The 21763-nt window shown below is 70.3% G+C and carries 21 protein-coding genes and 1 pseudogene; 10 read left to right on the top strand and 12 right to left on the bottom strand.

Annotated elements, in window-relative coordinates:
* Positions 1 to 78: 78 nt before the first annotated feature.
* A complete protein-coding gene (locus MXD57_RS04605) occupies positions 79 to 1467 on the top strand; it encodes a serine hydrolase domain-containing protein (protein ID WP_250399971.1) in 1389 nt (462 codons plus the stop codon).
* Positions 1468 to 1524: 57 nt separating this feature from the next.
* Here MXD57_RS04605 and MXD57_RS04600 read toward each other — a convergent pair whose 3' ends face one another.
* Together MXD57_RS04600 and MXD57_RS04595 are read right to left on the bottom strand one after the other, a co-directional pair.
* Positions 1525 to 1977 (bottom strand): GNAT family N-acetyltransferase, encoded by a 453-nt coding sequence (locus MXD57_RS04600; protein ID WP_250399970.1) that lies wholly within the window; start codon positions 1975 to 1977, stop codon positions 1525 to 1527.
* Between the two features lie 9 nt (positions 1978 to 1986).
* Complete coding sequence (locus tag MXD57_RS04595; protein WP_250399969.1) at positions 1987 to 2445, bottom strand: MarR family winged helix-turn-helix transcriptional regulator; 459 nt, start codon at positions 2443 to 2445, stop codon at positions 1987 to 1989.
* Between the two features lie 143 nt (positions 2446 to 2588).
* Between MXD57_RS04595 and MXD57_RS04590 the strand changes: the two genes are divergently transcribed.
* Both MXD57_RS04590 and MXD57_RS04585 read left to right on the top strand, forming a co-directional pair.
* Complete coding sequence (locus MXD57_RS04590; RefSeq protein ID WP_250399968.1) at positions 2589 to 3797, top strand: MFS transporter; 1209 nt, start codon at positions 2589 to 2591, stop codon at positions 3795 to 3797.
* Between the two features lie 7 nt (positions 3798 to 3804).
* Positions 3805 to 3914 (top strand): annotated as a pseudogene (locus tag MXD57_RS04585) (heme-binding protein); the annotation flags it as partial.
* A gap of 58 nt (positions 3915 to 3972) precedes the next feature.
* On the opposite strand, the gene MXD57_RS04580 reads toward MXD57_RS04585, so the two are convergent.
* The 6 genes from MXD57_RS04580 to MXD57_RS04555 all read right to left on the bottom strand — a co-directional run bounded on the left by MXD57_RS04580 (position 3973) and on the right by MXD57_RS04555 (position 8775).
* Positions 3973 to 4839: a GNAT family N-acetyltransferase gene (locus tag MXD57_RS04580; protein ID WP_250399967.1), complete on the bottom strand. Its 867-nt coding sequence runs from the start codon at positions 4837 to 4839 to the stop codon at positions 3973 to 3975.
* A 182-nt stretch (positions 4840 to 5021) separates the two neighbouring features.
* Positions 5022 to 5504 (bottom strand): NUDIX domain-containing protein, encoded by a 483-nt coding sequence (locus tag MXD57_RS04575; protein ID WP_250399966.1) that lies wholly within the window; start codon positions 5502 to 5504, stop codon positions 5022 to 5024.
* An 87-nt stretch (positions 5505 to 5591) separates the two neighbouring features.
* Positions 5592 to 6497, bottom strand: coding sequence for a LysR family transcriptional regulator (locus tag MXD57_RS04570; RefSeq protein WP_250399965.1), 906 nt, complete (start codon positions 6495 to 6497; stop codon positions 5592 to 5594).
* A 217-nt stretch (positions 6498 to 6714) separates the two neighbouring features.
* Positions 6715 to 7863 carry a cystathionine gamma-lyase gene (locus MXD57_RS04565; RefSeq protein WP_250399964.1) on the bottom strand — a complete coding sequence of 383 codons (1149 nt, stop codon included), beginning with the start codon at positions 7861 to 7863 and terminating at the stop codon, positions 6715 to 6717.
* Positions 7860 to 8390 (bottom strand): low molecular weight protein-tyrosine-phosphatase, encoded by a 531-nt coding sequence (locus MXD57_RS04560; RefSeq protein WP_250399963.1) that lies wholly within the window; start codon positions 8388 to 8390, stop codon positions 7860 to 7862. The genes MXD57_RS04565 and MXD57_RS04560 overlap by 4 nt, the downstream gene beginning before the upstream one ends.
* A 7-nt stretch (positions 8391 to 8397) precedes the next feature.
* Positions 8398 to 8775: a phage holin family protein gene (locus MXD57_RS04555; RefSeq protein WP_250399962.1), complete on the bottom strand. Its 378-nt coding sequence runs from the start codon at positions 8773 to 8775 to the stop codon at positions 8398 to 8400.
* Positions 8776 to 8834: 59 nt separating this feature from the next.
* On the opposite strand from MXD57_RS04555, the gene MXD57_RS04550 reads away from it, so the two are divergent.
* The 4 genes from MXD57_RS04550 to MXD57_RS04535 all read left to right on the top strand — a co-directional run bounded on the left by MXD57_RS04550 (position 8835) and on the right by MXD57_RS04535 (position 11182).
* Positions 8835 to 9152 (top strand): cupin domain-containing protein, encoded by a 318-nt coding sequence (locus MXD57_RS04550; protein WP_250399961.1) that lies wholly within the window; start codon positions 8835 to 8837, stop codon positions 9150 to 9152.
* A 164-nt stretch (positions 9153 to 9316) separates the two neighbouring features.
* Positions 9317 to 9529 carry a DUF5326 family protein gene (locus MXD57_RS04545; RefSeq protein ID WP_199211200.1) on the top strand — a complete coding sequence of 71 codons (213 nt, stop codon included), beginning with the start codon at positions 9317 to 9319 and terminating at the stop codon, positions 9527 to 9529.
* A gap of 400 nt (positions 9530 to 9929) precedes the next feature.
* Entirely contained in the window at positions 9930 to 10643 is a 714-nt protein-coding gene (locus tag MXD57_RS04540) for an IclR family transcriptional regulator (RefSeq protein WP_250400072.1), read from the top strand.
* A gap of 101 nt (positions 10644 to 10744) precedes the next feature.
* A complete protein-coding gene (locus MXD57_RS04535) occupies positions 10745 to 11182 on the top strand; it encodes an SsgA family sporulation/cell division regulator (protein ID WP_143630291.1) in 438 nt (145 codons plus the stop codon).
* Between the two features lie 98 nt (positions 11183 to 11280).
* On the opposite strand, the gene MXD57_RS04530 is transcribed toward MXD57_RS04535, so the two are convergent.
* Positions 11281 to 12669 (bottom strand): YibE/F family protein, encoded by a 1389-nt coding sequence (locus MXD57_RS04530; protein WP_250399960.1) that lies wholly within the window; start codon positions 12667 to 12669, stop codon positions 11281 to 11283.
* A 237-nt stretch (positions 12670 to 12906) separates the two neighbouring features.
* Between MXD57_RS04530 and thiC the strand changes: the two genes are divergently transcribed.
* Positions 12907 to 14691 (top strand): phosphomethylpyrimidine synthase ThiC, encoded by a 1785-nt coding sequence (thiC, locus tag MXD57_RS04525; RefSeq protein WP_250399959.1) that lies wholly within the window; start codon positions 12907 to 12909, stop codon positions 14689 to 14691.
* A gap of 186 nt (positions 14692 to 14877) precedes the next feature.
* Here thiC and MXD57_RS04520 read toward each other — a convergent pair whose 3' ends face one another.
* The 3 genes from MXD57_RS04520 to MXD57_RS04510 form a co-directional block, all read right to left on the bottom strand.
* Positions 14878 to 15741, bottom strand: coding sequence for a hypothetical protein (locus MXD57_RS04520; RefSeq protein ID WP_250399958.1), 864 nt, complete (start codon positions 15739 to 15741; stop codon positions 14878 to 14880).
* Between the two features lie 181 nt (positions 15742 to 15922).
* Positions 15923 to 16993 (bottom strand): metallophosphoesterase, encoded by a 1071-nt coding sequence (locus MXD57_RS04515; protein ID WP_250399957.1) that lies wholly within the window; start codon positions 16991 to 16993, stop codon positions 15923 to 15925.
* A 388-nt stretch (positions 16994 to 17381) separates the two neighbouring features.
* Positions 17382 to 18494 carry a LacI family DNA-binding transcriptional regulator gene (locus tag MXD57_RS04510; protein ID WP_250399956.1) on the bottom strand — a complete coding sequence of 371 codons (1113 nt, stop codon included), beginning with the start codon at positions 18492 to 18494 and terminating at the stop codon, positions 17382 to 17384.
* Positions 18495 to 18922: 428 nt separating this feature from the next.
* On the opposite strand from MXD57_RS04510, the gene hisC reads away from it, so the two are divergent.
* Together hisC and MXD57_RS04500 are read left to right on the top strand one after the other, a co-directional pair.
* A complete protein-coding gene (gene hisC / locus MXD57_RS04505; protein WP_250399955.1) occupies positions 18923 to 20002 on the top strand; it encodes a histidinol-phosphate transaminase in 1080 nt (359 codons plus the stop codon).
* 245 nt (positions 20003 to 20247) lie between these two features.
* Positions 20248 to 21756 carry a cytochrome ubiquinol oxidase subunit I gene (locus MXD57_RS04500; RefSeq protein ID WP_250399954.1) on the top strand — a complete coding sequence of 503 codons (1509 nt, stop codon included), beginning with the start codon at positions 20248 to 20250 and terminating at the stop codon, positions 21754 to 21756.
* The last annotated feature ends 7 nt before the right edge of the window (positions 21757 to 21763 follow it).

Here is a 21763-nt window from a genome sequence, read left to right as displayed (position 1 = left end):
CCCGCGGAGTGCGGCCATGGTCCGCGGGGCCGGCGAAATGGACTCGACGTGCGTCGGCACAGCCGCTGAACTGGGGGCATGACGACATCCCCGGAAGAACTGCTCCCCGGCACACGGCGGGCGTTGCTGCACCGCATCGCCCTCGCCCAGACCGAGGGGCGGACACCCTCGCTGGTCGCCGCGGTCGTGCGGGACGGTCGGACCGTGTGGCACGGCGCGCGGTCCGCGGTCGACGGGTCCACGCCGGACGAGAACGTGCAGTACAGGATCGGCTCGATCACCAAGACCTTCACCGCGGTCCTGGTGCTGCGGCTGCGCGACGAGGGGATGATCGACCTCAACGACCCGCTGGAGAAGCATCTGCCGGGCACCGGCGCGGGGGAGGCGACCATCGCCCAACTGCTCGCGCACACCAGTGGTCTCGCGGCGGAGTCGCCGGCGCCCTGGTGGGAGCGGACGCCGGGTTCGCTGCGTCCCGAACTGGGCGACGTCCTGGGAGAGCGGCCGGTGCTGCATCCCGTGGGCCGGCGGCACCACTATTCCAACCCCGGCTACACCCTGCTCGGCGCGCTGGTCGAGCGACTGCGCGGTGCCGCCTGGACGGACGTGCTCGGCAGGGAGGTGCTGGAGCCCTTGGGGCTGACCCGTACCAGTGCGCAGCCGCGGGCGCCCCACGCGGGCGGCTGGGCTGTCCATCCCTGGGCCGACGTGTTGCTGCCCGAGCCGTTGGAGGACCTGGGCCGGATGGCGCCGGCCGGGCAGCTCTGGTCCACCACGGGCGATCTGGCGCGCTTCGCCGCCTTTCTGGCCGGGGGAGACGACCGGGTTCTGAGTGCGGAGTCCGTCCGGGAGATGCGCACACCGGCGGCCCCCGCGGAATCCTCGGACGTCGTCGACGGCGCCGCCTATGGTCTCGGCATGCAGATCCAACAGCACGGGGGCCGGCTGATCGTGGGGCACTCCGGCTCGCTGCCGGGGTTCCTCGCGAACCTCAGCATCAGCGTGGAGGAGGGTGTGGCCGCCGTGGTGCTCACCAACTGCACGTCCGGCCCGGTGGTGTCAGCGGTGGGCGCCGACCTCGTCGGCATCGTCGCGGACGCCGAGCCCCGGATTCCCGAACCTTGGCGGCCGATGAGTGAAGTCGACCCGGCCGTGGTGGAGTTGGCGGGACAGTGGTACTGGGGAACGCATGCCTTCGCCCTCCGGGTGACGGCGGACGGCCTGGTCTCCCTGGGGCCGATGTCCGGCGCCGGGCGACGCGCGCGCTTCCGGCCCAACGGCGACGGCACCTGGACCGGACTGGAGGGCTACTACGCGGGAGAGGCCCTGCGTGCCGTGCGGCGCGCGGACGGGTCCGTGAGTCATCTGGACCTCGGGTCGTTCGTGTTCACGCGGCAGCCCTACGAAGAGGGTGCCGGGGTGCCCGGCGGAGTGGATCCGGCGGGCTGGCGAGGGATCGCGGACTGAATGAACGACGCGGCCGTTGGTGGGCGTTTCACGTGAAACGCCCACCAACGGCCCTTTTCACAGCTGCAGCTTGAAGCCGACGTGGGAGGCGGTGAAACCGAGGCGCTCATAGAAGCGGTGGGCTTCCGTGCGACTGTTGTCGGAGGTCAGTTGCACCAAGTGGCAGCCCTGGCGCGCGGATTCCTCGACAGCCCACTGGATGAGCTGTGATCCCAGACCGCTGCCGCGTTCGTCGGCATGGACGCGGACGCCTTCGATGATCGAGCGGGTGGCCCCCTTGCGGGAGAGGCCGGGAACGATCGTGAGTTGGAGCGTGCCGACGACACGGGTCTCACGCACCGCGACGACGATCCGCTGGTTCCGGTCCGCGGTCAGTCGCTCCAGGGCCGTCAGGTACGGCGACAGGTCGTCCGGCGACTCGCGCCGGGACCCGAGTGGATCGTCGGCGAGCATGGCCACGATCGCGGGCAGGTCGGATTCGGCCGCCCCGCGTATCTCAAGATCTCCCATGCCGGCACCCTACGCGGGCACGTTCAGGGACTCCACGACCTTTACCAGCGGGAGCAGTTCGGGAGTCCTGGCCGCCTCGTCCAGGGCTTCGCGAAGAGCGGCGTCGTTGGTGGGGCGCGCCTCGTCCAACAGCCGTAGCCCCGCCGCGGTGACGTTGGTGTAGATGCCGCGACGGTCAGTGGGGCAGAGGTAGCGCTCCAGGAGACCGCGGTCCTCCAGGCGGGTCACCAGTCGTGTGGTGGCGCTCTGGCTGAGGACGACCGCGTCGGCGACCTGCTTCATCTGCAGATGGCCGCCCTCGCCCTCGTGCTGGCGGCTGAGCACGTCGAGCAGGGAGTACTCGCGCACGCTCAGGTCGTGCTTCGCCTGCAGTGCGCGCTCGATGTGCGCCTCGATCCTCCCGTGCAGCAGGGAGAGGGCGCACCAGCCCTGGGCGAGTGCGGTGAGCGCGGGGTCCGTCGCTGTCATGGGTGTCTTCCTCCGTCCCGGAGCGGCTGGAACCAGGGTAGAGCACTGTCGCAATAGTCGGCGCTTGCATATAGCCCGCGTCTGCAATTATTGTGAGCGAGTGCAAAGTGCTCCTGCAATCATTTGGGAAGGTGTATCCCCACATGCCTCTCGCGCTTCTGGCCCTCGCGATCGGGGCCTTCGGAATCGGCACGACCGAGTTCGTGATCATGGGCTTGCTGCCCGAGGTCGCGGGTGACTTCGGGGTGTCCATCCCCACGGCCGGCCTGCTCGTGACCGGATACGCCCTCGGCGTGGTGATCGGCGCACCGCTGATGACCGTGCTCGGCACCAAGGTGCCGCGCAAGCGGATGCTGATGCTCCTCATGGGGCTCTTCATCGTCGGCAACCTGCTCTCCGCGGCGGCTCCGGCCTTCACGGTCATGCTCATCGGACGAGTGATCGCGTCCCTCGCCCATGGCGCCTTCTTCGGCATCGGCTCGGTCGTCGCGGCCGAACTGGTGGCCGCGGACAAGAGGGCCGGAGCCATCGCCATGATGTTCACCGGTCTGACCGTCGCCAATGTCGTGGGCGTTCCGCTGGGGACGCTGATCGGCCAGGACGTCGGCTGGCGCGCCACCTTCGGCATCGTCGCCGCCCTGGGCGTCGTCGGTCTGGCGGGCATCGCGCGGCTGGTGCCGGACCTGCCGCGGCCGCAGGGCGTCCACCTGCGCCATGAGTTGGGCGCCTTCAGGAACGCCCAGGTGCTGCTCGCCATGGCGATGACCGTCCTCGGCTTCGGTGGGGTCTTCGCGGCCATCACCTACATCGCGCCGATGATGACGCACGTCGCGGGCTTCGCCGACGGCTCGGTCACCTGGCTGCTGGTGCTGTTCGGCCTCGGCATGGTCGGCGGCAACCTCGTCGGCGGCAAGTTCGCCGACCGCGCGCTGATGCCGATGCTCTACGTCTCCCTGGGCGCGCTGGCCGTCGTCCTCGCGCTCTTCACGCTCACGGCCCACAACAAGATCGCCGCCGCGTCGACCATCGCCCTGATCGGAGCCCTCGGCTTCGCGACCGTCCCGCCGCTGCAGAAGCGCGTCCTCGACCAGGCGCACGGCGCCCCGACGCTCGCGTCGGCGGTCAACATCGGTGCCTTCAACCTGGGCAACGCCCTCTCCGCCTGGCTCGGCGGCCTCGTGATCACGGCAGGCCTCGGCTACACAGCGCCCAACTGGGTCGGTGCGGCCCTCGCCGCGAGCGCCCTGGCCGTGGCCGTGCTCTCGGCCACCCTCGAGCGCCGCCACGGAACGCGGGGCACGGTGGTCGCCTCGGCGGTGCCCACCGAGCAGCGGACCCCGGTGCACCACTGAGCCCGCTTCGGGTGGTCTGCCCGTCCGCCGGGACGGCCGGCTGATCGGCGCTATCGGTGTCGGCGGCGGACGCCCGAACAGGACCACGATGTCGCCACCGCGGCGGTCGCGGCACTCGGCTGCGGGCTCAGCCGCCCGGCGGCATCGGTCCCCGCTCCACCGCGGGGGCCGACGCTCAGCCCGCGGCCACCGTCAGGGGCGCGAACCGACGCCGCCAGTCCCCCGGCAGGTCCGTGATGCCGTAGGTCATGACGGCATTGACGGTCACGGGGGCCAGCCCACGTGCCTTGGCCCAGGTCAGCAGCTCCTCGTGCCGCATGTCGATGTCGGTGCGCAGCGGGCGGCGCGTGTGGACGGCGAGCGAGGTGATGAGAGCCTTGGCCGTCTCCGTGTCCCGCGCGATCAGCGGGCCGACGACATGGGTGTCCATGTTGGGCCACACGGCCGTGTAGCCGATGATCCGGCCGTCCTCCTCGGCCACGCGAAGCTGGTCGGCGAAGGAGGGGAGACGGGTGACGAGGGGAGTGCGGTCGGTGCCGAAGACCTCCTCGTCGAGCCGGAGGATGGAAGACAGGTCCTCGGCGACGGCCGGCCGCGTCGCGACACAGGACTCCGGTCCGCCGGGTGCGAAGTACCCCCTCAGCATCTCTGACCGGCCCGTGACCTTGAAGCCCAGCTCCTCGTAGAGCGGGCGCCCGAAGGGCGTGGCGTACAGGGTCAGCGGGGTGGTGTCCATGAGTGACACGACATGCCGCATCAGCCGGCGTCCGACCCCCTGGCGGGCATGGCGTCCGGCCACGAGGACCATGCCGATGGCACCGAGGGGCGAGCGCTTCCAGGAGCCGTATTCGGTGACGACGCATGCGGCGACGAGGCCGCCGTCGGGGTCGTCGATGCCGTAGCCCGTGCCGGCCGTGAGGAGGAAGCCCCACTTGTGTTCTTCACGTGGCCACCCCCGGTCCTCGGACAGGTCGGCACAGGCGGCGAGATCGTGGAGTGTCAGACGCCGGATGGGCAAGGAGGTGAGTGAAGGAGTCGGCACGCAGGTCAGGCTGTCCGACCGACCCTCCCTGCGTCCACCTGTTTCGATGGGGACGTGAGGCTTTCGGTCACGCCGTGGCCCGTTCACCAGGGGGACCCGAGCGAAGCGCTCGGGTTTCACGCGGAACACCGATGGGCCACAGCCGCGTGCCTGCGGTGGCGCGTTCGGACGTGCCCTGCGGCCTATCCGAGGTCGGGTGCGTGCATGGCGCGTACGCCCTCGATATTGCCGTCCAGGTAGTGCCGGAGGGACAACGGCACGAGGTGGACGGAGGCGATGCCGACCCGGGTGAAGGGAATGCGGACGATCTCGTACTCGCCCAGCGGTTCATCCACTTCGGGGCCGTGGCGCAGCGACGGGTCCATGGACTCCAGCCGGCAGACGAAGAAGTGCTGCACCTTCACGCCGGTCGCGCCGCCGTCCTCGCCGATGTGCTCGACGGTGTCCACGAAGCACGGCACGACGTCGGTGATCTTGGCGCCGAGTTCCTCGTACACCTCTCGGTGCAGGGCGTCGACGACGGTCGGGTCCGCGGCCTCCACTCCGCCACCGGGGGTGACCCAGTAGGGATCGACGCCGGGCTTGGTGCGCTTGATCAGGATCAGGTCGTCACCGTCGAGCAGAACGGCGCGGGCGGTGCGCTTGACCACGGGTCGGACGGTCATGGAGGAAATGTGGCCCGGCTCGTTCCACGTGAAACATCCCGTCCTCTCCATCGCTCGGGTGCGAGCCGTGAAGTCGGGCCGACTGCCTCAACTCCAGTCGTTCGCGGCCCGCAGGAGCCACTCGTGCGCCCGGGCGATGTGCGGCATGGCGAGGGAGCCGGTGCGCGCGGTCAGGAAGTAGGTGCGCAGGGGCGGCACCGCGGGCTCGTACAGTGCCGTGATCTCGCCGCGGGCAAGGGCGGAGGCGCTCAGATAGCGGGGAAGGACCGCGAGTCCGGCGCCTGCGATCGCACAGGAGAGCACGGCGCGCAGATCGGGGACGACGACGGTGCCCGAGGCGGCCGGACGGGAGTCGAAGACGGAGGCCCAGTAGCGCGAGACGAACGGCAGGGACTCGTGGACCTCCACGACGGGCAGGTTCTCCAGGAGCACCGGTCCCTTGAGCCGGAGGGTTCCAGGGCTGATCCGCTCGGCCCACTGGGGTGCGGCGACCAGTACGTGCTCCTCGTCGCAGAGCGGGGTCGCGGTCAGCAGGGGGCCGCGCGGTCGGGCGGTGCTGATGGCCAGGTCATGGTGCCCGGCGGCCAGTCCCTCCAGTCCCTCCTCCGCGGTGCCGAAGGAGGCGCGCAGTGCGAAGCCCTTTCCGTCCTCCCCGGTCAATCGGGTCAGGGCGGGAAGGGCGCGCTCGGCGGTGAACTCCGGTGGGCCCACGAGGTGCAGCGTCCGTAACGAGGAGCCGTCGTCCGGGGCGCCCTCGGCTATCTCGACCAGGGCGTCGAGGTGCGGTGCGGCCTTGTGGGCGAGTTCGTCCCCGATGGTCGTCGGGGTCACCCCGCGGGCCTGTCTCAGGAACAAGGGACGGCCGAGCTGCCGCTCCAGAGTCCGGATCTGGGAGGTGACGGCCGGCTGGGAGAGACCCAGCAGGGCCGCGGCGCGAGTGAAGGAACCGGCCCGGTGCACGGTGACGAACGTGCGCAGCAAGGCCAGGTCCATGGCGTCCCCTCCCCTTTCGCTGCCCTTTTCCGGCCCTCCGGGCAGGACCCAACTATAAATAAGTCGATAGGTCTCTGTCGCTACCGTGATTGGACACTGACAGAGAGTCAACTAGCCTTGTTCGCGCGGTTCTTCGCGCGCGGAACCGAGGACGGTCCGAGCCACGAGGGGGGAGGCTCGGACCGTCCGCCGACGGTGATCGCCGCCGCTGCCGGGCTCACTCGGCCGACGCGTCGAGCGCGCGCAGCACGTCCGCCACCAGGTCCTCAGGATCCTCCGCGCCGACGGACAGGCGGATGAAGCCCTCGGGAACCGCGTCCCCGCCCCATCGCCGGCGGCGCTCGGCCGTGGACCGCACCCCGCCGAAGCTCGTCGCGTCCTCGACCAGGTGCAGCACCTCCAGGAACCGCTCGGCCCGCGCGCGCGTGGGCAGTGTGAAGGAGACCACGCAGCCGTAGCGGCGCATCTGCCGCGAGGCGACCTGGTGCGAGGGGTCGTCGGGCAGTCCCGGATAGCGCAGCCCGGAGATCTCCGGCCGCTGCCGCAGGGCCTCGGCGACCGCGAGCGCGGTGGCGTTCTGCCGGTCGACCCGCAGGTGCAGCGTGGCGATGGAGCGGTGGGCGAGCCAGGCCTCCATCGGCCCGGAGACGGCCCCGACGATCTTGCGCCACCGGCGTACGGCGGTCATCGCCTCACCGTCGCGCCCGGTCACGTAGCCCAGCAGAAGGTCTCCGTGACCGGTCAGCTGCTTGGTCCCGCTGGCCACGGAGAAGTCGGCACCCAGCTCCAGCGGACGCTGACCGAGCGGGGTGGCGAGCGTGTTGTCGACCGCGACCAGGGCGCCCCGCGCGTGCGCGGCCTCCACCAGCCGCCGGATGTCGCACACGTCGAGCCCCGGGTTCGACGGCGACTCGATCCACAGCAGCCGCGCGCCGTCGAGGACGTCGAGCTGGGCGTCCCCACCCGTGGGCGCGGAGCGCACCTCGACGCCGTAGGCCTCCAACTGGGCGCGGACCAGTGGCAGCACCTGATAGCCGTCGGAGGGCAGGACGACCGCGTCGCCCGCGCGGAGCTGGGAGAACAGCACCGCCGAGATGGCGGCCATGCCCGATGCGAACACCAGCGTCCCGACGTCGTCCCGCCCCGGTGCCTCCAGCTCGCCGATGGCCCGCTCCAGGTGGGTCCAGGTGGGGTTGTCGTCACGGCCGTAGGAGTACGGTCCCGTCACCTCACCCGGCAGGTGGAAGTGCGCGGCGAACACGGGCCCCGGCAGCGTCGGCTCGTGCTTGACCGGCTCGGGCAGCCCGGCTCGTACCGCACGCGTGCCGTCCCCGGTGCGATCGGCACCCGCGGTGGATCCGCTCATCCGATCCGTCCCTCCAGTTGTTCCCGTACGGCGGCGAGCAGACCGGTGCTCGCCTTCTCCACCATCTCAAGGCACTCCTGGAAGCCGTCCGCGCCCCCGTAGTACGGGTCCGGCACGTCGAGGTCGGCGCAGGTGTCCTCGGGAGCGCCGGGCGTGGCGCGCAGGTCGGACGCCGGGCGGGTGTAGGAGCGCAGCAGGCGGACCTTGCGGGCGTCCTCCTCGGTGGGCGCGAGGCGGCGCAGGGCCTTGAGATGGCCGGTGTCCAGGGCGACCACCAGGTCGAGGCGGGCGAACCAGCCGGGCTGGAACTGCCGTGCCACGTGCTCGCTGCGGTAGCCGTGCTCGTCGAGGACCGTGACGGTGCGCGGGTCGGCGGCGTCGCCCTCGTGCCAGCCGCCGGTGCCGGCGCTGTCGATCTCCACCCGGCCCTCGAGTCCCGCCTCCTGCACACGCGCGCGGAAGACGGACTCGGCCATCGGGGAGCGGCAGATGTTGCCGGTGCACACGAAACAGACGCGGTAGGTCATGGCGAACTCACTCCTCGTCGGGCAGGACGAGGTTCAGCGCCCAGGAGACGACGGAGATGATCAGCCCGCCGAGCACGGCGGTCCAGAAGCCCTCCACGTGGAAGCTCAGGTCGAGCTTGCCGCACACCCAGGACGTCAGCAGTAGCATCAGCGCGTTGACCACCAGGGTGATCAGCCCCAGTGTCAGCAGGAACAGCGGGAAGGTGAGCACCTTCACGATCGGCTTGACCAGGAAGTTGACCAGGCCGAAGATCAGCGCGACGACGATCAGAGTGCCGGCCTTCTTGCCCGTGCTGTCGCCCGTGAGAGTGATCTTGTCGAGCAGCCACACGGCGATTGCGAGAGCGGCCGCGTTGGCGATCGTCTTGACTACGAAATTCTTCATGTGTCTGATCGTGGCAGACGGGATCAGGACCGAGCAGGGGCGAGGGCGGTACAACGGCGATGAAGGCATTCCGGCTGGACGAACTGGAGGCGGAGCGCGCCGCCAACGAGGGGGCCTACCTTCAGTTCCTGCGGGAGCGGAACATGTCGGTCGGCCTGTACGCCCTCGACGCGGGCGAGCACGACCCGCAGAAGCCGCACAACCAGGACGAGGTGTACTTCGTCGTCAGCGGCCGCGCGTCGATCACGGTCGGCCTGGAGACCACCCAGGTGGCGCGGGGCAGCGTGGTGTACGTGCCGGCGGGCGTCGCCCACAGGTTCCACCACATCAGCGAGGACCTGAGGGTACTGGTCGTCTTCTCTCCACCCGAGGCCTGAGCACCGGGCTCGGGGTTCCCTAGGGGGCGGGTCAGGGGAGGACAAGGGATGCGAGGCGCCCGCGGCACCCTCGGCGGCTCTAGCATCGATGGCAGACATCGGGACTGCGTCCAGGACAGAGCGCAGGACGTCGTGGACGCAACGGAACGCAAAGGACGAGGGCAATGCGAGAGATCTTCGCGGGGCTGCCGTGGTGGGTGAAGTGGGTCGCGGTGCCGGTCATCGCCCTGGTCGTGTTCGGCAGCCTGATAGCGACCGTCATCGGCTTCGTGATCGGCCTGCTCTTCAAGGCGCTGGTCTTCGTCGCCCTGGTCGGCGGACTGATCTACATCGTGCGCAAGTTCATGTCGAACTCCTCCTCGCGCAGCGACTGGTGAGGGACGTGGGAGCCGGGGGCCGGTAACGGAAGCCGCCGGTTCCCTCGGGCGGGGGAAGTTTCCCGGCAGGCCGTCCGCACGCGAGGGCGGACGGTTAGGTTCGGAACCCACGCGGGGCCGGGCCCCGCGCGCGGCACACATCCCCACCCGTGTTCCACCGCACGGGCCGCCCCACCTCGCGCTCCCGGAGTGACCCTTGGCCAAGGTTGACACCACACCGGCAGGATCCCCCGCACCTCCCGCTCCACCACCGCGGTCCTGCGTGCCCCAGGTGCAGCGGGCGCGTGCGGCCGCCGTCCCGGGACAACCGCGTCCCGTGACCGGCCCCGGGCGGGCGCGGCCGCCGGAGCTTCCGGAGCAACCGCAGGCGGCGACCCTCATCGGCTCCGTCCAGCGGGCGATGCGTCTGCTGGAGACCGTCGCGGTCCACCAGTACGGCGCCCCCGCCAAACAGCTCGCCCGGGAGACCGGCCTCGCCCTGCCCACTGCCTATCACCTCCTGCGCACCCTGGTGCACGAGGGCTATCTGCGCCGCGACAAGGGGCTGTTCTTCCTCGGTGACGCGGCCGAGCGGCTGAGCAGCAGCGGAGCGCAGCAGAAACGTCGCAGCGCAGTGGCCGACGCCCTCGCGTACTGCCGTGAATCCGTCGGGGCTCCGGTCTACTACGCCCTGTACCGGGCCGGCGAGATCGAGGTCATGTGCGTCTCCGACTCGCGGGAGACACCCGCCGTCGAGGAGTGGGCCGACTTCCGCGAGACCGGGCACGCGCACGCGATCGGGCAGTGCCTGCTCTCCCAGCTCGACGAGGAGGCCCGTCGGGACCACCTGAGCCGCTATCCGGCGCGGTCCCTCACGCCGTACTCGGTACGGGACAACCACGCCCTCCTGCGCCGGCTGTCGAGGACGCCGCGCATGGAGCCGGTGGTGGAGCGGCAGGAGTACGCGCTCGGGACGGTCTGCGCGGCGATCCCCATCACGGTCGGGACGACGGCGGCCACGATGGCCATCTCACTCCCCGTACATCAGAGCGAATACCTGCTGCCCGCCGCCCTGCGTCTGCAGGCCGGGATCGGGCGGCACCTGGGCGCGCTGTCGTTCTCTATCAGTATCTGAAAACTCACTCCTTGTGATCTGTTGTGCACGTTGAGCAAGATTTGATGCACAGTCGAGGGGGATCATTCCCGGCCAGTCGACGTCATATGACGGGGTAGGCGATGCGCGAATCCGTACAGGCAGAAGTCATGATGAGTTTTCTCGTGTCCGAGGAGCTCTCCTTCCGCATCCCGGTGGAGTTGCGCTACGAGACCTGTGATCCCTACGCCGTGCGGCTCACCTTTCATCTGCCCGGTGACGCCCCGGTGACCTGGGCTTTCGGCCGGGAGCTGCTGATCGACGGGGTCGGGCGGCCGTGCGGGGAGGGTGATGTGCACATCGCACCCGCCGACACCGAGGTGCTGGGCGAGGTGCTGATCCGGCTTCAGGTGGGCAGCGACCAGGCCCTGTTCCGTTCCTCGACGCCGCCGCTCGTGGCCTTCCTCGACCGCACGGACAAGCTGGTGCCGCTCGGTCAGGAGGGCGCGCTGGCCGACTTCGACGCCCACCTCGACGAGGCTCTGGACCGCATTCTGGCCGAGGAGCAGAGCGCCGGCTGAGGGTGTTCGCGGCGTGCGGGGCGCCGCGTGCTCGCACATGGCCGCCCCGGGGCACCGCAGGAACGCTTCTTCGACGCGTCCCGAGCGGATGCCCCCGCTCAGCGCTTCCGCCGCCGTCCCCGGCCGCCGCGCGCCGGAACGGGCCGCGTCCCGGAGTCCACGGCGACGGCCGCCGGCCCGGGACGGTCGGCCGACACCACGAGGGCGGCGAGGGCGGTGGTGACCGGGACCGAGGCGACCAGGCCGATCGAGCCCACGAGCGTGCGCACGATCTCCTCGGCCACCAGCTCGCTGTTGGCCACCGTTCCCACGCTGCTCTGCGCGATCGAGAACAGCAGCAGCAGCGGCAGGGCGGCACCGGCGTAGGCGAGGACAAGGGTGTTGACGACCGAGGCGATGTGGTCACGGCCGATCCGGATGCCCGCCCGGTACAGGTCGCGCCGGCCCATGGTCGGATTCGCCTCGTGCAGCTCCCAGACCGCGGACGTCTGGGTCACCGTCACATCGTCCAGGACACCCAGCGAACCGATGATGACCCCGGCCAGCAGCAGACCGCTCATGTCTATCGACGGGAACAGCCCGTGGATCAGGCCCGTGCTGTCGTCCGTGTTGCCGGTCAGCGCGGCCCAGCCGATGAACCCGGAACCGAGAACGCCGATCAGCAGCAGGGAGGCCAGGGTGCCGAGCACGGCGACCGATGTACGCGCCGACAGCCCGTGGCACATGTAGAGCGCGATGAGCATGATGGCGCTCGCCCCGACGACGGCCACCAGCAGCGGATTCGAGCCCTGCAGGATCGCGGGCAGGATGAAGAACGTCAGCACCAGGAAGCTCACGGCCAGCGCGACCAGGGCCATGACTCCGCGCAGCCGGCCCACCACCACCACGGCGAGTGCGAAGACGCCCGCGAGGAGCGCCATGGGGGCCTTCCGGTTCACATCGGTCACCGAGTACTGCAGTTCCTTCGGCGCCGACGGCTCGTACGCGACCACGACCTTCTCGCCCTGGTGCAACTGCCGTGACTGGTCGGGCTGGACGATCTCGGTGAAGGTCCGACCCTCGTCCCCGCCGGTGTCGACCCGGATCGTCGCCTTCCTGCAGATGCCCTTCTGCGCGAGCTGTCCCGAGCCGTCTCCCGGAGCGGCGGTGCCGCCCGCGGCCGTACCGCCCGATCCGGTGACCGACTTGCAGCTCAGCTCGACCACGTGGGTGACCGTCGCCTGCTGCGTCTGTCGGTCGAAGCCGACACCGGTGCGCTCGTGGGGCGGCGCTCCTCCGGGCCACAGGATCACCAGGCCGACCACGACGGCCGCGGCGAACGGGACCAGGATCGCCGCGATGACCTTCCGCAGATGCTTCGAGACGGGCGCGGCGGGCCCATGGCTGTGGCTGTGGCCGTGTGCGTGGTGATGACCGTGGCCGGGTTCCGAACCGCCCTGGCGCGTCGGCTCGGAGGGCGGGTGAGGGTGCTGCTCCGTCGTGGTCACCGCCCGATCATCGCAAGAACGAAGGGGGCCCTCTGTTCACCGCGCCCGAGTTGACGCTAGCGTGGAGGCACCTTTGCACACGCGGGAGCTCGGAGCACCGGGCTGAGAGGGCGCTGACCTCCGCATACGCGATGTTTCACGTGGAACGTGTTTTCCCGGGAGGCATCCGAAGTCGGAAACCGCTGCGTCGACCGCCGAACCTGTTACCGGGTAATGCCGGCGTAGGGAGTAGGTCTCATGACCAACAAGGACGCACGCACGCCTGCCTCCGTTCGGGACGAGAAGTCCCAGGAGGCCGGAGAGTCCATCGGCTGGCACAAGGCGTACGTCGAGGGTTCCCGCCCCGACCTGTGCGTGCCGGTCCGTCAGGTGCATCTCACCAACGGACAGTCGGTCACGCTGTACGACACGTCGGGCCCGTACACCGACCCACTCGTCGACACCGATGTCCGCAGGGGGCTGTCACCGCTGCGGGAGAACTGGATCGTCGCCCGGGGCGACACCGAGGAGTACGCGGGCCGCCCCGTCCGCCCGGAGGACGACGGGATCAAGCACACCTCGCCCCGTGGCGGGCTGCGCAACCTGGACGCGGTGTTCCCCGGGCGCCCGCGTCAGCCGCGCCGGGGCCGGGCCGGCCGTGCCGTCACCCAGCTCGCCTACGCACGCGCGGGCGAGATCACGCCCGAGATGGAGTACGTGGCCATCCGGGAGAACGTCTCTCCCGAGGTGGTCCGTGAGGAGATCGCGGCGGGCCGCGCGGTGCTGCCGGCCAACGTCAACCACCCGGAGATCGAGCCGATGATCATCGGCAAGCGCTTCCTGGTGAAGGTCAACGCCAACATCGGCAACTCCGCTGTCACCTCCTCGATCGAGGAGGAGGTCGAGAAGATGACCTGGGCGACCCGCTGGGGCGCCGACACGGTCATGGACCTCTCCACCGGCCGCAACATCCACACCACGCGTGAGTGGGTGCTGCGCAACTCCCCCGTGCCCATCGGTACCGTGCCGCTCTACCAGGCGCTGGAGAAGGTCGACGGCAGGGCCGAGGAGCTGACCTGGGAGATCTACAAGGACACCGTCATCGAGCAGGCCGAGCAGGGCGTGGACTACATGACCGTCCACGCAGGCGTGCGCCTGCCGTATGTGCCGCTCACCGCCAACCGCAAGACCGGCATCGTCTCGCGGGGCGGCTCGATCATGGCCGCGTGGTGCCTGGCGCACCACAAGGAGTCGTTCCTGTACGAGAACTTCGAGGAGCTCTGCGAGATCCTCGCCGCCTACGACGTCACGTACTCGCTGGGCGACGGTCTGCGGCCCGGCTCGATCGCGGACGCCAACGACGAGGCGCAGTTCGCGGAGTTGCGCACGCTCGGGGAGCTCAACCGGATCGCCAGGCGTTTCGACGTGCAGACCATGATCGAGGGCCCGGGCCACGTACCGATGCACAAGATCAAGGAGAACATCGATCTTCAGCAGGAGATCTGCGATGAGGCCCCGTTCTATACGCTCGGCCCGCTCACCACGGACATCGCACCGGCGTACGACCACATCACCTCCGGTATCGGCGCTGCGATGATCGCCTGGTGGGGCACGGCGATGCTCTGCTACGTCACACCCAAGGAGCATCTCGGCCTGCCCAACCGCGACGACGTCAAGACCGGCGTCATCACCTACAAGATCGCCGCTCACGCGGCGGATCTCGCCAAGGGGCACCCGGGCGCGCAGGAGTGGGACGACGCGCTGTCGGACGCCCGCTTCGAGTTCCGGTGGGAGGACCAGTTCAACCTGGCTCTGGACCCGGACACGGCACGGGAGTTCCACGACGAGACCCTGCCGGCCGAACCCGCCAAGACGGCACACTTCTGCTCCATGTGCGGGCCGAAGTTCTGCAGCATGAAGATCTCCCAGGACATCCGCCGGGAACACGGTGGCACCCGGGCCGAGGTCGAGGAGGGCATGGCCCAGAAGTCGAAGGAGTTCGCGGCGTCGGGCAACCGGGTGTACCTGCCGATCGCCGACTGATTCCGCCGCGCCGGGCACCGGGCTCCGGGCACCGGGCTCCGGGGCGTGCCGGGCCCCGGCTGCTCGGATGACGCGGTGGGATCGCCACCGTGCCCGCCCGCCGGCACGGTGGCGGCCGGCCGCCACCGTGCCGGCGGGCGTTCGGCGGGAGCCGGCGGGCGTTCGGCACGCAGGGGCGCGGGCCGGCTATTCCGGCAGGTGTTCGGGGCCGCCGAACTCGGGGCTGGTGTAGTCGGGGCTGCTGAAGCTCGGACGGTCGGAGACGGAGCCGTCGTCCGGGCTGCTGAAGCCGGGGCGGCCGTAGCCGAGGCGCGGCATGCGGCTTGTCGGGGCCGACGGAGCCGTGGGGCGCACTGGGGCCGCGCCGGGCTGGGCCAGCGCGTCCCGCAGGAACGGCAGGACGCCGCGTTCCAGCAGGGCCTCCCGCCAGGCCTCTCTGGCCCTGGCCACCTCCGCGTCGGCCGCGTGATGCGCTCCGGCCTCCGCCGCGGCGCTGTTGCGCAGGGCGGTGAGCAGCAGCCCGGCACCGGCGACCAGGATCGCGGCGGCGGTCACGGCGCCGAACACCCAGCCGGCGGTGAGCATGGTCCGGGCGAAGGCCTGCCCGGGGGCCAGCATCCTCAGGATGTATCCGACGAGCAGGAAGATCGCCGCGGCGGTCCCGGCGAGGACGGGAGCCAGTACCGCGATCACGGCGACGGCGCCCGCGCCGGTGGTCTCGGCGGCCTCGCCGAGGGCGGTGGCGAGGCCCACGGGGTTCGCGCCCGGCCCCTCCGAGCCGCTGTCGCCGGGGGCCGAGCCGATGGACGGCGCAGGGCGGCGCACTTCCTCACGGACCTTCACGTAGTGCTGGTACTCGGCCGCCGCGGCCGCCGTGATCAGCGCGGTGGCGTTGAGCGCCATGGTGCGCAGTTGTTCCGGGTTGAGCCGTTGTCCGACAGCGGCCAGTTCGGGTCGCTGGGGTGCGGAGCGCAGCGCCTCATCGAGGACCCGCTCGAATTCCTGGCGGTCCTCGCTCAGCAGGTGCTGCGGAACGCTGTTCATGTGCATCCCCCGATGCTCCGTAGGGCTTGGGGCTCGCACGCCGGCGAGCCGTCGGGCAGAAACGGAGGGGAGCCTGCTACGGATAAGCCGATGGTAGAGCCGCGACGCCACGCGGTGACAGGGGGTTGCCGGAAATTGGGTGCCGACCCGGGTGGATCCGGTCGGACTCGATCAGCCCGGCGAACGCTCAGCCGCTCAGGGGCAGTTGCTGGACCAGCAGCTTGCCGGCCATGGTCACGCCGCCGTCCATGGCGATGGCGAGCCCGTCGGCGTAGATGTGCGGTCCCTCCACCGAGGGGCCGTCGTCCTCCTCGGAGTCCTCGGATCCCACTTCGCCGAGCAGGTAGGGGATGGGGCTGTGACCGTGCACGACGCGGGTGCCGCCGTACGTGTCCAGCAGGGAGCGCACGGCTTCCGCGCCGCCCTCGTCACGGAAGGAGAACCGCTTGGTGAACTTGCGGAACAGGTCCCAGACCTCGTCCGCGTCGTTGCGGGTGATGGTCTCGCGGACGGTGTCGTTGACCGCCTCGATCGAGTCGCCGTAGTCGAGGTAGGCGGTGGTGTCGGAGTGGATGAGCAGATGCCCGTCGACCTCCTCCACGGCGTCGAGGCGGGACATCCACTGCAGGTGGTGGTCCTGGAGGCGGTCCATGTCGGTCTTCTGCCCGCCGTTGAGCAGCCAGGCCGCCTGGAAGGTGGCGGTGCCCGCGCCGGAGTGGACCGGGGTGTCGCCGAACCGCTTCGCGCCGAGCAGCAGCAGCTCGTGGTTGCCCATGAGGGCCTTGCAGTAGCCGCCGGCCGCGGCCGCCTCGGCGCTCAGCCGCATGACCAGGTCGATGACCCCGATGCCGTCGGGGCCGCGGTCGGTGAAGTCACCGAGGAACCACAGCCGGGCGGTGCCCGCGCTCCACTGCCCGTCGGCGTCGACCAGCCCCTTCTCCCGCAGGGCGGAGAGCAGTTCGTCCAGGTAGCCGTGGACGTCACCGACGACGTACAGCGGGCCCGGGCCGGCGGCCGGCTGCGGGTCCGCGGGGGCCGGCTCGACGGTCACCTGCAGCGTGTCGCCGCGCTTGATGACGGGAAGGTCGCGCTGGGTGGGTGTGTAGCCCTCGGGGTAGGCCTCGTCCATGGGTGGCACGGTGTCACCGGGGTGGGTTCGGGTGTACGGACCGGTCTCGTTGACGTACGCGGGCACCCGGAAGTCGCGCAACGTCGCCGTCCGCTCCACCTCGGGTCCCCGACCGGCCCCCTGAGTCATCAGACCCCTCCACCATCACGCCGCAGCTGCACCGCTTCGGACTGCCTGGTCGCAGCGGCCCGCGGTGTCGTGGGCCCATCATAGGAATGCGCGTCGTTCCGTGTGATGACCCAGGGGTGGTGAATCGGAGCGAGACTCCAGTTCATCGCGGCTTTCATCCCGTTTGAGCGCTGTTTCGACCGGTTGACCGGCGGCGGGCGGGCCCTACGGCGCACTCGCCGGTGGCCCCGGACCGTGGCGGACGGCGCTGCGGGAGGCGGGCCGGGCGGGTGCTGCGGCGCCGGCCCCGCCGTCGTGGCCCCTCGCGCCCCGGTCGTGGCCCCTCGAGCCCCGCTGCCCGGCGGTCACCGCGCGCTCTTCGGTCACCGTGCGGGCGGCGGCCCGTCCGCTACCCCCTCTCCGGGGTCCTCGGCGGGCTGATCGTCGTGCGCGGAGGGCGCCGCTGGGACGAGGTGCGCACGATCAGCTCGGTCGGTATCACCTGTTCCACGGGGTGGTCCGACTCGACGCCCTCGATGGCGTCGATGAGGAGTTGCACGACGGCGGTCCCGATCCGGCGCGGCTTCAGGGAGAGCGTGGTGATGGGCGGCTCGGTGTTGGCGTAGACCGCGGACTCGCTGCAGCACACCAGCAGCAGGTCGTCGGGGACGCGCAGGCCGTAGCGGCGGGCGGCGGCGAGGAGATCGGTGCCGTTGGGGTCGAAGAGGCCGTACACGGCGTCGGGCCGGTCGGGCCGGGCGAGCAGCCGGTCGGCCGCGACGGTGCCCGCGCAGGGGTCGTGCGCGGGGTAGGCCTCGTAGACCGGGTCCTGGCCCACCCGCTTGCACCAGCGCAGGTAGGCGGTGGTGGACAGATGGGTGTAGGTGTCCGTCGTGGTGCCGGTGAGCAGGCCGATGCGGCGGGCGCCGGCGTCGGCGAGGTGGTCGAGGATGCCGAGGACGGCGGCCTCGTGGTCGTTGTCGACCCAGGCGGTGACCGGGAGCGAGCCGGCCGGGCGGCCGTCGGACACGACCGGCAGCCCCTGCCGGACCAGCTCGCTGACCACCGGGTCCTGGTCGGAGGGGTCGATGACGACCGTGCCGTCCAGGGCGACGTTGGACCACACGTCGTGGCGGGAGGTCGCGGGCAGGATGACCAGGGCGTAGCCGCGGGCGAGCGCGGCGGAGGTGGCGGCCCGGGCCATCTCGGCGAAGTAGGCGAACTCGGTGAAGGTGAAAGGTTCATCCCCGTACGTCGTCACGGTCAGGCCGATCAGGCCCGACTTGCCGGTACGGAGGGTGCGGGCGGCGGCCGAGGGGCGGTACCCCAGTCGGTCGGCGACCTCGCGGACGTGGCGCCGGGTGGCGTCCGGGAGCCGGCCCTTGCCGTTGAGGGCGTCGGACACGGTCGTGATGGAGACTCCGGCGGCGGCGGCCACGTCTCTGATGCCCGCCCGGCCCGGCCGGCTGCCTCGACGTGAGGTTTCCGCGCGGCTCACCTGGTGCTTCCCTGCTGCTGTCATGGCGAGCCGATAGTAGGGCTCATGCGGTGGGGTAGTGCGGACGCATATGCATGCATTGACAGGCACGTTTCTGCATGGCCGAAAGCATCTAACGGCCTTGGAAAGCAAGGTAGTTGGACGTTTCAGTGATAGGACGTGGCCTGCCGAAGGGTGTGGGCCTGCCAAGGCGCCGATGTCTCGAAGAGGTCTCAACTCACCTTCACGGGTGATGCGCGCCAGGGCGTGAGCCACCGGCGCGTAGATATATGTATGGGGCGCCCCCTGGTACGCACTCCTTCGTACGGTGATGCCCCTGATGCCTGTGCTACGGAAGAGGCTGGACTCCCGTCGTCCCCACCTGTACGCAGCGGGGCCGAATCCTCATAGGGTGTGGAGCATTGGAAGCCGGCGGCGTCGACGGGCCGCCGGTGGTCGCGAGGAGGACTGCGGTGAGCGAGACGAGCCCCAAGCTGCGCGCCGAGCTGGAGGGTATCCCCACCTACAAGCCGGGCAGGCCGGCCGCGGCCGGCGGGCCGGTCGCCTACAAGCTGTCCTCCAACGAGAACCCGTATCCCCCGCTCCCCGGCGTGATGGAGAGCGTGACCGCGGCCGCCCGCAACTTCAACCGCTACCCCGACATGGCCTGCAGCGGGCTGATGGAGGAGCTGTCGGAGCGGTTCGCCGTCCCGCTCGCCCACCTCGCCACCGGCACCGGCTCGGTCGGCGTCGCCCAGCAGCTCGTCCAGGCGACCAGCGGGCCCGGTGACGAGGTGATGTACGCCTGGCGCTCCTTCGAGGCGTACCCGATCATCACCCAGGTCAGCGGGGCACGCTCGGTCCAGGTGCCGCTCACCCCCGGCGACGTCCACGACCTGGACGCCATGGCCGACGCGATCACCGGGCGGACGCGGCTGATCTTCGTCTGCAACCCCAACAACCCGACCGGCACGGTGGTGCGGCGGGCCGAGCTGGAACGGTTCCTCGACCGGGTGCCCAAGGACGTGCTGGTGGTCCTGGACGAGGCCTACCGCGAGTTCATCCGCGACCCCGAGGTGCCCGACGGCGTCGAGCTGTACCGGGATCGGCCCAACGTCTGCGTGCTGCGTACCTTCTCCAAGGCCTACGGCCTCGCCGGGCTGCGCGTCGGTTTCGCGATCGCCCACGAGCCCGTGGCGGCGGCGCTGCGCAAGACGGCGGTGCCCTTCGGTGTCAGCCAGCTCGCGCAGGAGGCGGCGGTCGCGTCGCTGCGGGCCGAGGACGAGCTGCTGGGCCGGGTCGGCTCGCTGGTGTGCGAGCGCAACCGCGTGGTCGAAGGGCTGCGCTCCCAGGGCTGGACGGTGCCGGAGACCCAGGCCAACTTCGTGTGGCTGCGGCTGGGGGAGCGCACGGTGGCGTTTGCCGCGGCCTGCGAGGAGCACGGAGTGGTGGTCCGGCCGTTCCCGGGCGAGGGCGTGCGGGTGACGGTCGGGGAGACCGAGGCGAACGACATCCTCCTGAAGGTCGCGGAGGCGTTCCGCAAGGAGGGCTGAGAGCAGGCCGCCGCGGCCGGAGGGCCGCGGCGTGGACGGGGCCCCGCCAGGTGCGGGGCCCTTCCCGTTGAACCGTTCTGTCCCGGGGAGCCCGAGGGGTACCCCCTTGCGGTGACCGAATACCAGTGCGTCATAATGGCTTGTGAATGTGAACGCGTTCACAAGCGCGTCCCGATTGCGCCTTATGTGCGTGATGCAGGGAGCAAACCGCCGCTGTACCACGGCGTAGTAAGGAGAGTGACGACGTGGACCTGGCTCTGGCGCCGGAGACGTTGGCGCGCTGGCAGTTCGGCATCACCACCGTCTACCACTTTCTGTTCGTCCCCCTGACCATCTCCCTGGCCGCCCTCACGGCCGGGCTGCAGACGGCTTGGGTGCGCACGGAGAAGGAGAAGTACCTCAGGGCGACGAAGTTCTGGGGCAAGCTCTTCCTGATCAACATCGCGATGGGTGTGGTCACCGGCATCGTGCAGGAGTTCCAGTTCGGCATGAACTGGTCGGACTACTCGCGCTTCGTCGGTGACATCTTCGGTGCTCCGCTCGCCTTCGAGGCCCTGATCGCCTTCTTCTTCGAGTCCACGTTCATCGGCCTGTGGATCTTCGGCTGGGACAAGCTGCCCAAGCGGATCCACCTGGCCTGCATCTGGCTGGTGTCGATCGGCACGATCCTGTCGGCGTACTTCATCCTCGCGGCCAACTCCTGGATGCAGCACCCCGTGGGCTACAGGATCGACAAGGTGCGGGGGCGGGCCGAGCTCACCGACTTCTGGGCCGTGCTGACCCAGAACACCGCGCTCAGCCAGGCCTTCCACACCCTGTCCGCGGCCTTCCTGACCGGGGGCGCGTTCATGGTGGGCATCGCCGCCTACCACCTGGCCCGCAAGAGGCACGTCCGCGAGATGAAGACCTCGCTGCGGCTCGGTCTGATCACCGTGGTCATCGCCGGACTGCTCACCGCGGTCAGCGGTGATGTCCTCGGCAAGGTCATGTTCAAGCAGCAGCCGATGAAGATGGCGGCCGCCGAAGCGCTCTGGGACGGGCAGGCACCGGCGCCGTTCTCCGTCTTCGCCTACGGCGACGTGGAGAAGGGGCACAACAGCGTGGCCGTCGAGATCCCGGGCCTGCTGTCGTTCCTCGCCAATGACGACTTCACCTCCTACGTGCCCGGCATCAACGACGTCGACAAGATGGAGCAGCAGAAGTTCGGGCCCGGCGGCTACCGGCCCAACATCCCGGTCGCGTTCTGGGGCTTCCGCTGGATGATCGGCTTCGGCATGGCCTCCTTCGCCATCGGCCTCGCCGGGCTGTGGCTGACCCGCAAGAGGTTCATGCTGCCGCAGCACCTGCGGGTGGGCGAGGACGAGGCTCCCCATCTGGTCCTGTTCCGGAACCGGCCACTCGGCCCGAAGCTGACCCCCTGGTTCTGGCGCGTCGCCATCTGGACCCTGGCCTTCCCGCTGATCGCCAACTCCTGGGGCTGGATCTTCACCGAGATGGGCCGGCAGCCGTGGGCCGTCTACGGCGTCCTGCAGACCCGCGACGCGGTCTCCCCCGGTGTCTCCCAGGGCGAGGTCCTCACCTCGATGCTCGTCTTCACCGCGCTGTACGCGGTCCTGGCCGTCGTCGAGGTCAAGCTGCTCGCCAAGTACGTCAAGGCCGGCCCGCCCGAGCTGACCGAGGCCGACCTCAACCCGCCCACGAAGATCGGCGGCGACACCCGTGACGCCGACAAGCCGATGGCCTTCTCGTACTAGGCCGAGG

The organism is Streptomyces cellostaticus, assembly GCF_023630175.1.
Classification (GTDB): Bacteria; Actinomycetota; Actinomycetes; order Streptomycetales; family Streptomycetaceae; genus Streptomyces; species Streptomyces cellostaticus_A.
This window is presented reverse-complemented; position numbering and strand designations above follow the sequence as displayed.

Coding starts and splice junctions, on each gene's coding strand:
- MXD57_RS04605 (WP_250399971.1), top strand. CDS start 79: ATGACGACATCCCCGGAAGAACTGCTCCCCGGCACACGGCGGGCGTTG.
- MXD57_RS04600 (WP_250399970.1), bottom strand. CDS start 1,977: ATGGGAGATCTTGAGATACGCGGGGCGGCCGAATCCGACCTGCCCGCG.
- MXD57_RS04595 (WP_250399969.1), bottom strand. CDS start 2,445: ATGACAGCGACGGACCCCGCGCTCACCGCACTCGCCCAGGGCTGGTGC.
- MXD57_RS04590 (WP_250399968.1), top strand. CDS start 2,589: ATGCCTCTCGCGCTTCTGGCCCTCGCGATCGGGGCCTTCGGAATCGGC.
- MXD57_RS04575 (WP_250399966.1), bottom strand. CDS start 5,504: ATGACCGTCCGACCCGTGGTCAAGCGCACCGCCCGCGCCGTTCTGCTC.
- MXD57_RS04570 (WP_250399965.1), bottom strand. CDS start 6,497: ATGGACCTGGCCTTGCTGCGCACGTTCGTCACCGTGCACCGGGCCGGT.
- MXD57_RS04565 (WP_250399964.1), bottom strand. CDS start 7,863: ATGAGCGGATCCACCGCGGGTGCCGATCGCACCGGGGACGGCACGCGT.
- MXD57_RS04560 (WP_250399963.1), bottom strand. CDS start 8,390: ATGACCTACCGCGTCTGTTTCGTGTGCACCGGCAACATCTGCCGCTCC.
- MXD57_RS04555 (WP_250399962.1), bottom strand. CDS start 8,775: ATGAAGAATTTCGTAGTCAAGACGATCGCCAACGCGGCCGCTCTCGCA.
- MXD57_RS04550 (WP_250399961.1), top strand. CDS start 8,835: ATGAAGGCATTCCGGCTGGACGAACTGGAGGCGGAGCGCGCCGCCAAC.
- MXD57_RS04545 (WP_199211200.1), top strand. CDS start 9,317: ATGCGAGAGATCTTCGCGGGGCTGCCGTGGTGGGTGAAGTGGGTCGCG.
- MXD57_RS04540 (WP_250400072.1), top strand. CDS start 9,930: ATGCGTCTGCTGGAGACCGTCGCGGTCCACCAGTACGGCGCCCCCGCC.
- MXD57_RS04535 (WP_143630291.1), top strand. CDS start 10,745: ATGCGCGAATCCGTACAGGCAGAAGTCATGATGAGTTTTCTCGTGTCC.
- thiC (WP_250399959.1), top strand. CDS start 12,907: ATGACCAACAAGGACGCACGCACGCCTGCCTCCGTTCGGGACGAGAAG.
- MXD57_RS04520 (WP_250399958.1), bottom strand. CDS start 15,741: ATGCACATGAACAGCGTTCCGCAGCACCTGCTGAGCGAGGACCGCCAG.
- MXD57_RS04515 (WP_250399957.1), bottom strand. CDS start 16,993: ATGACTCAGGGGGCCGGTCGGGGACCCGAGGTGGAGCGGACGGCGACG.
- MXD57_RS04510 (WP_250399956.1), bottom strand. CDS start 18,494: ATGACAGCAGCAGGGAAGCACCAGGTGAGCCGCGCGGAAACCTCACGT.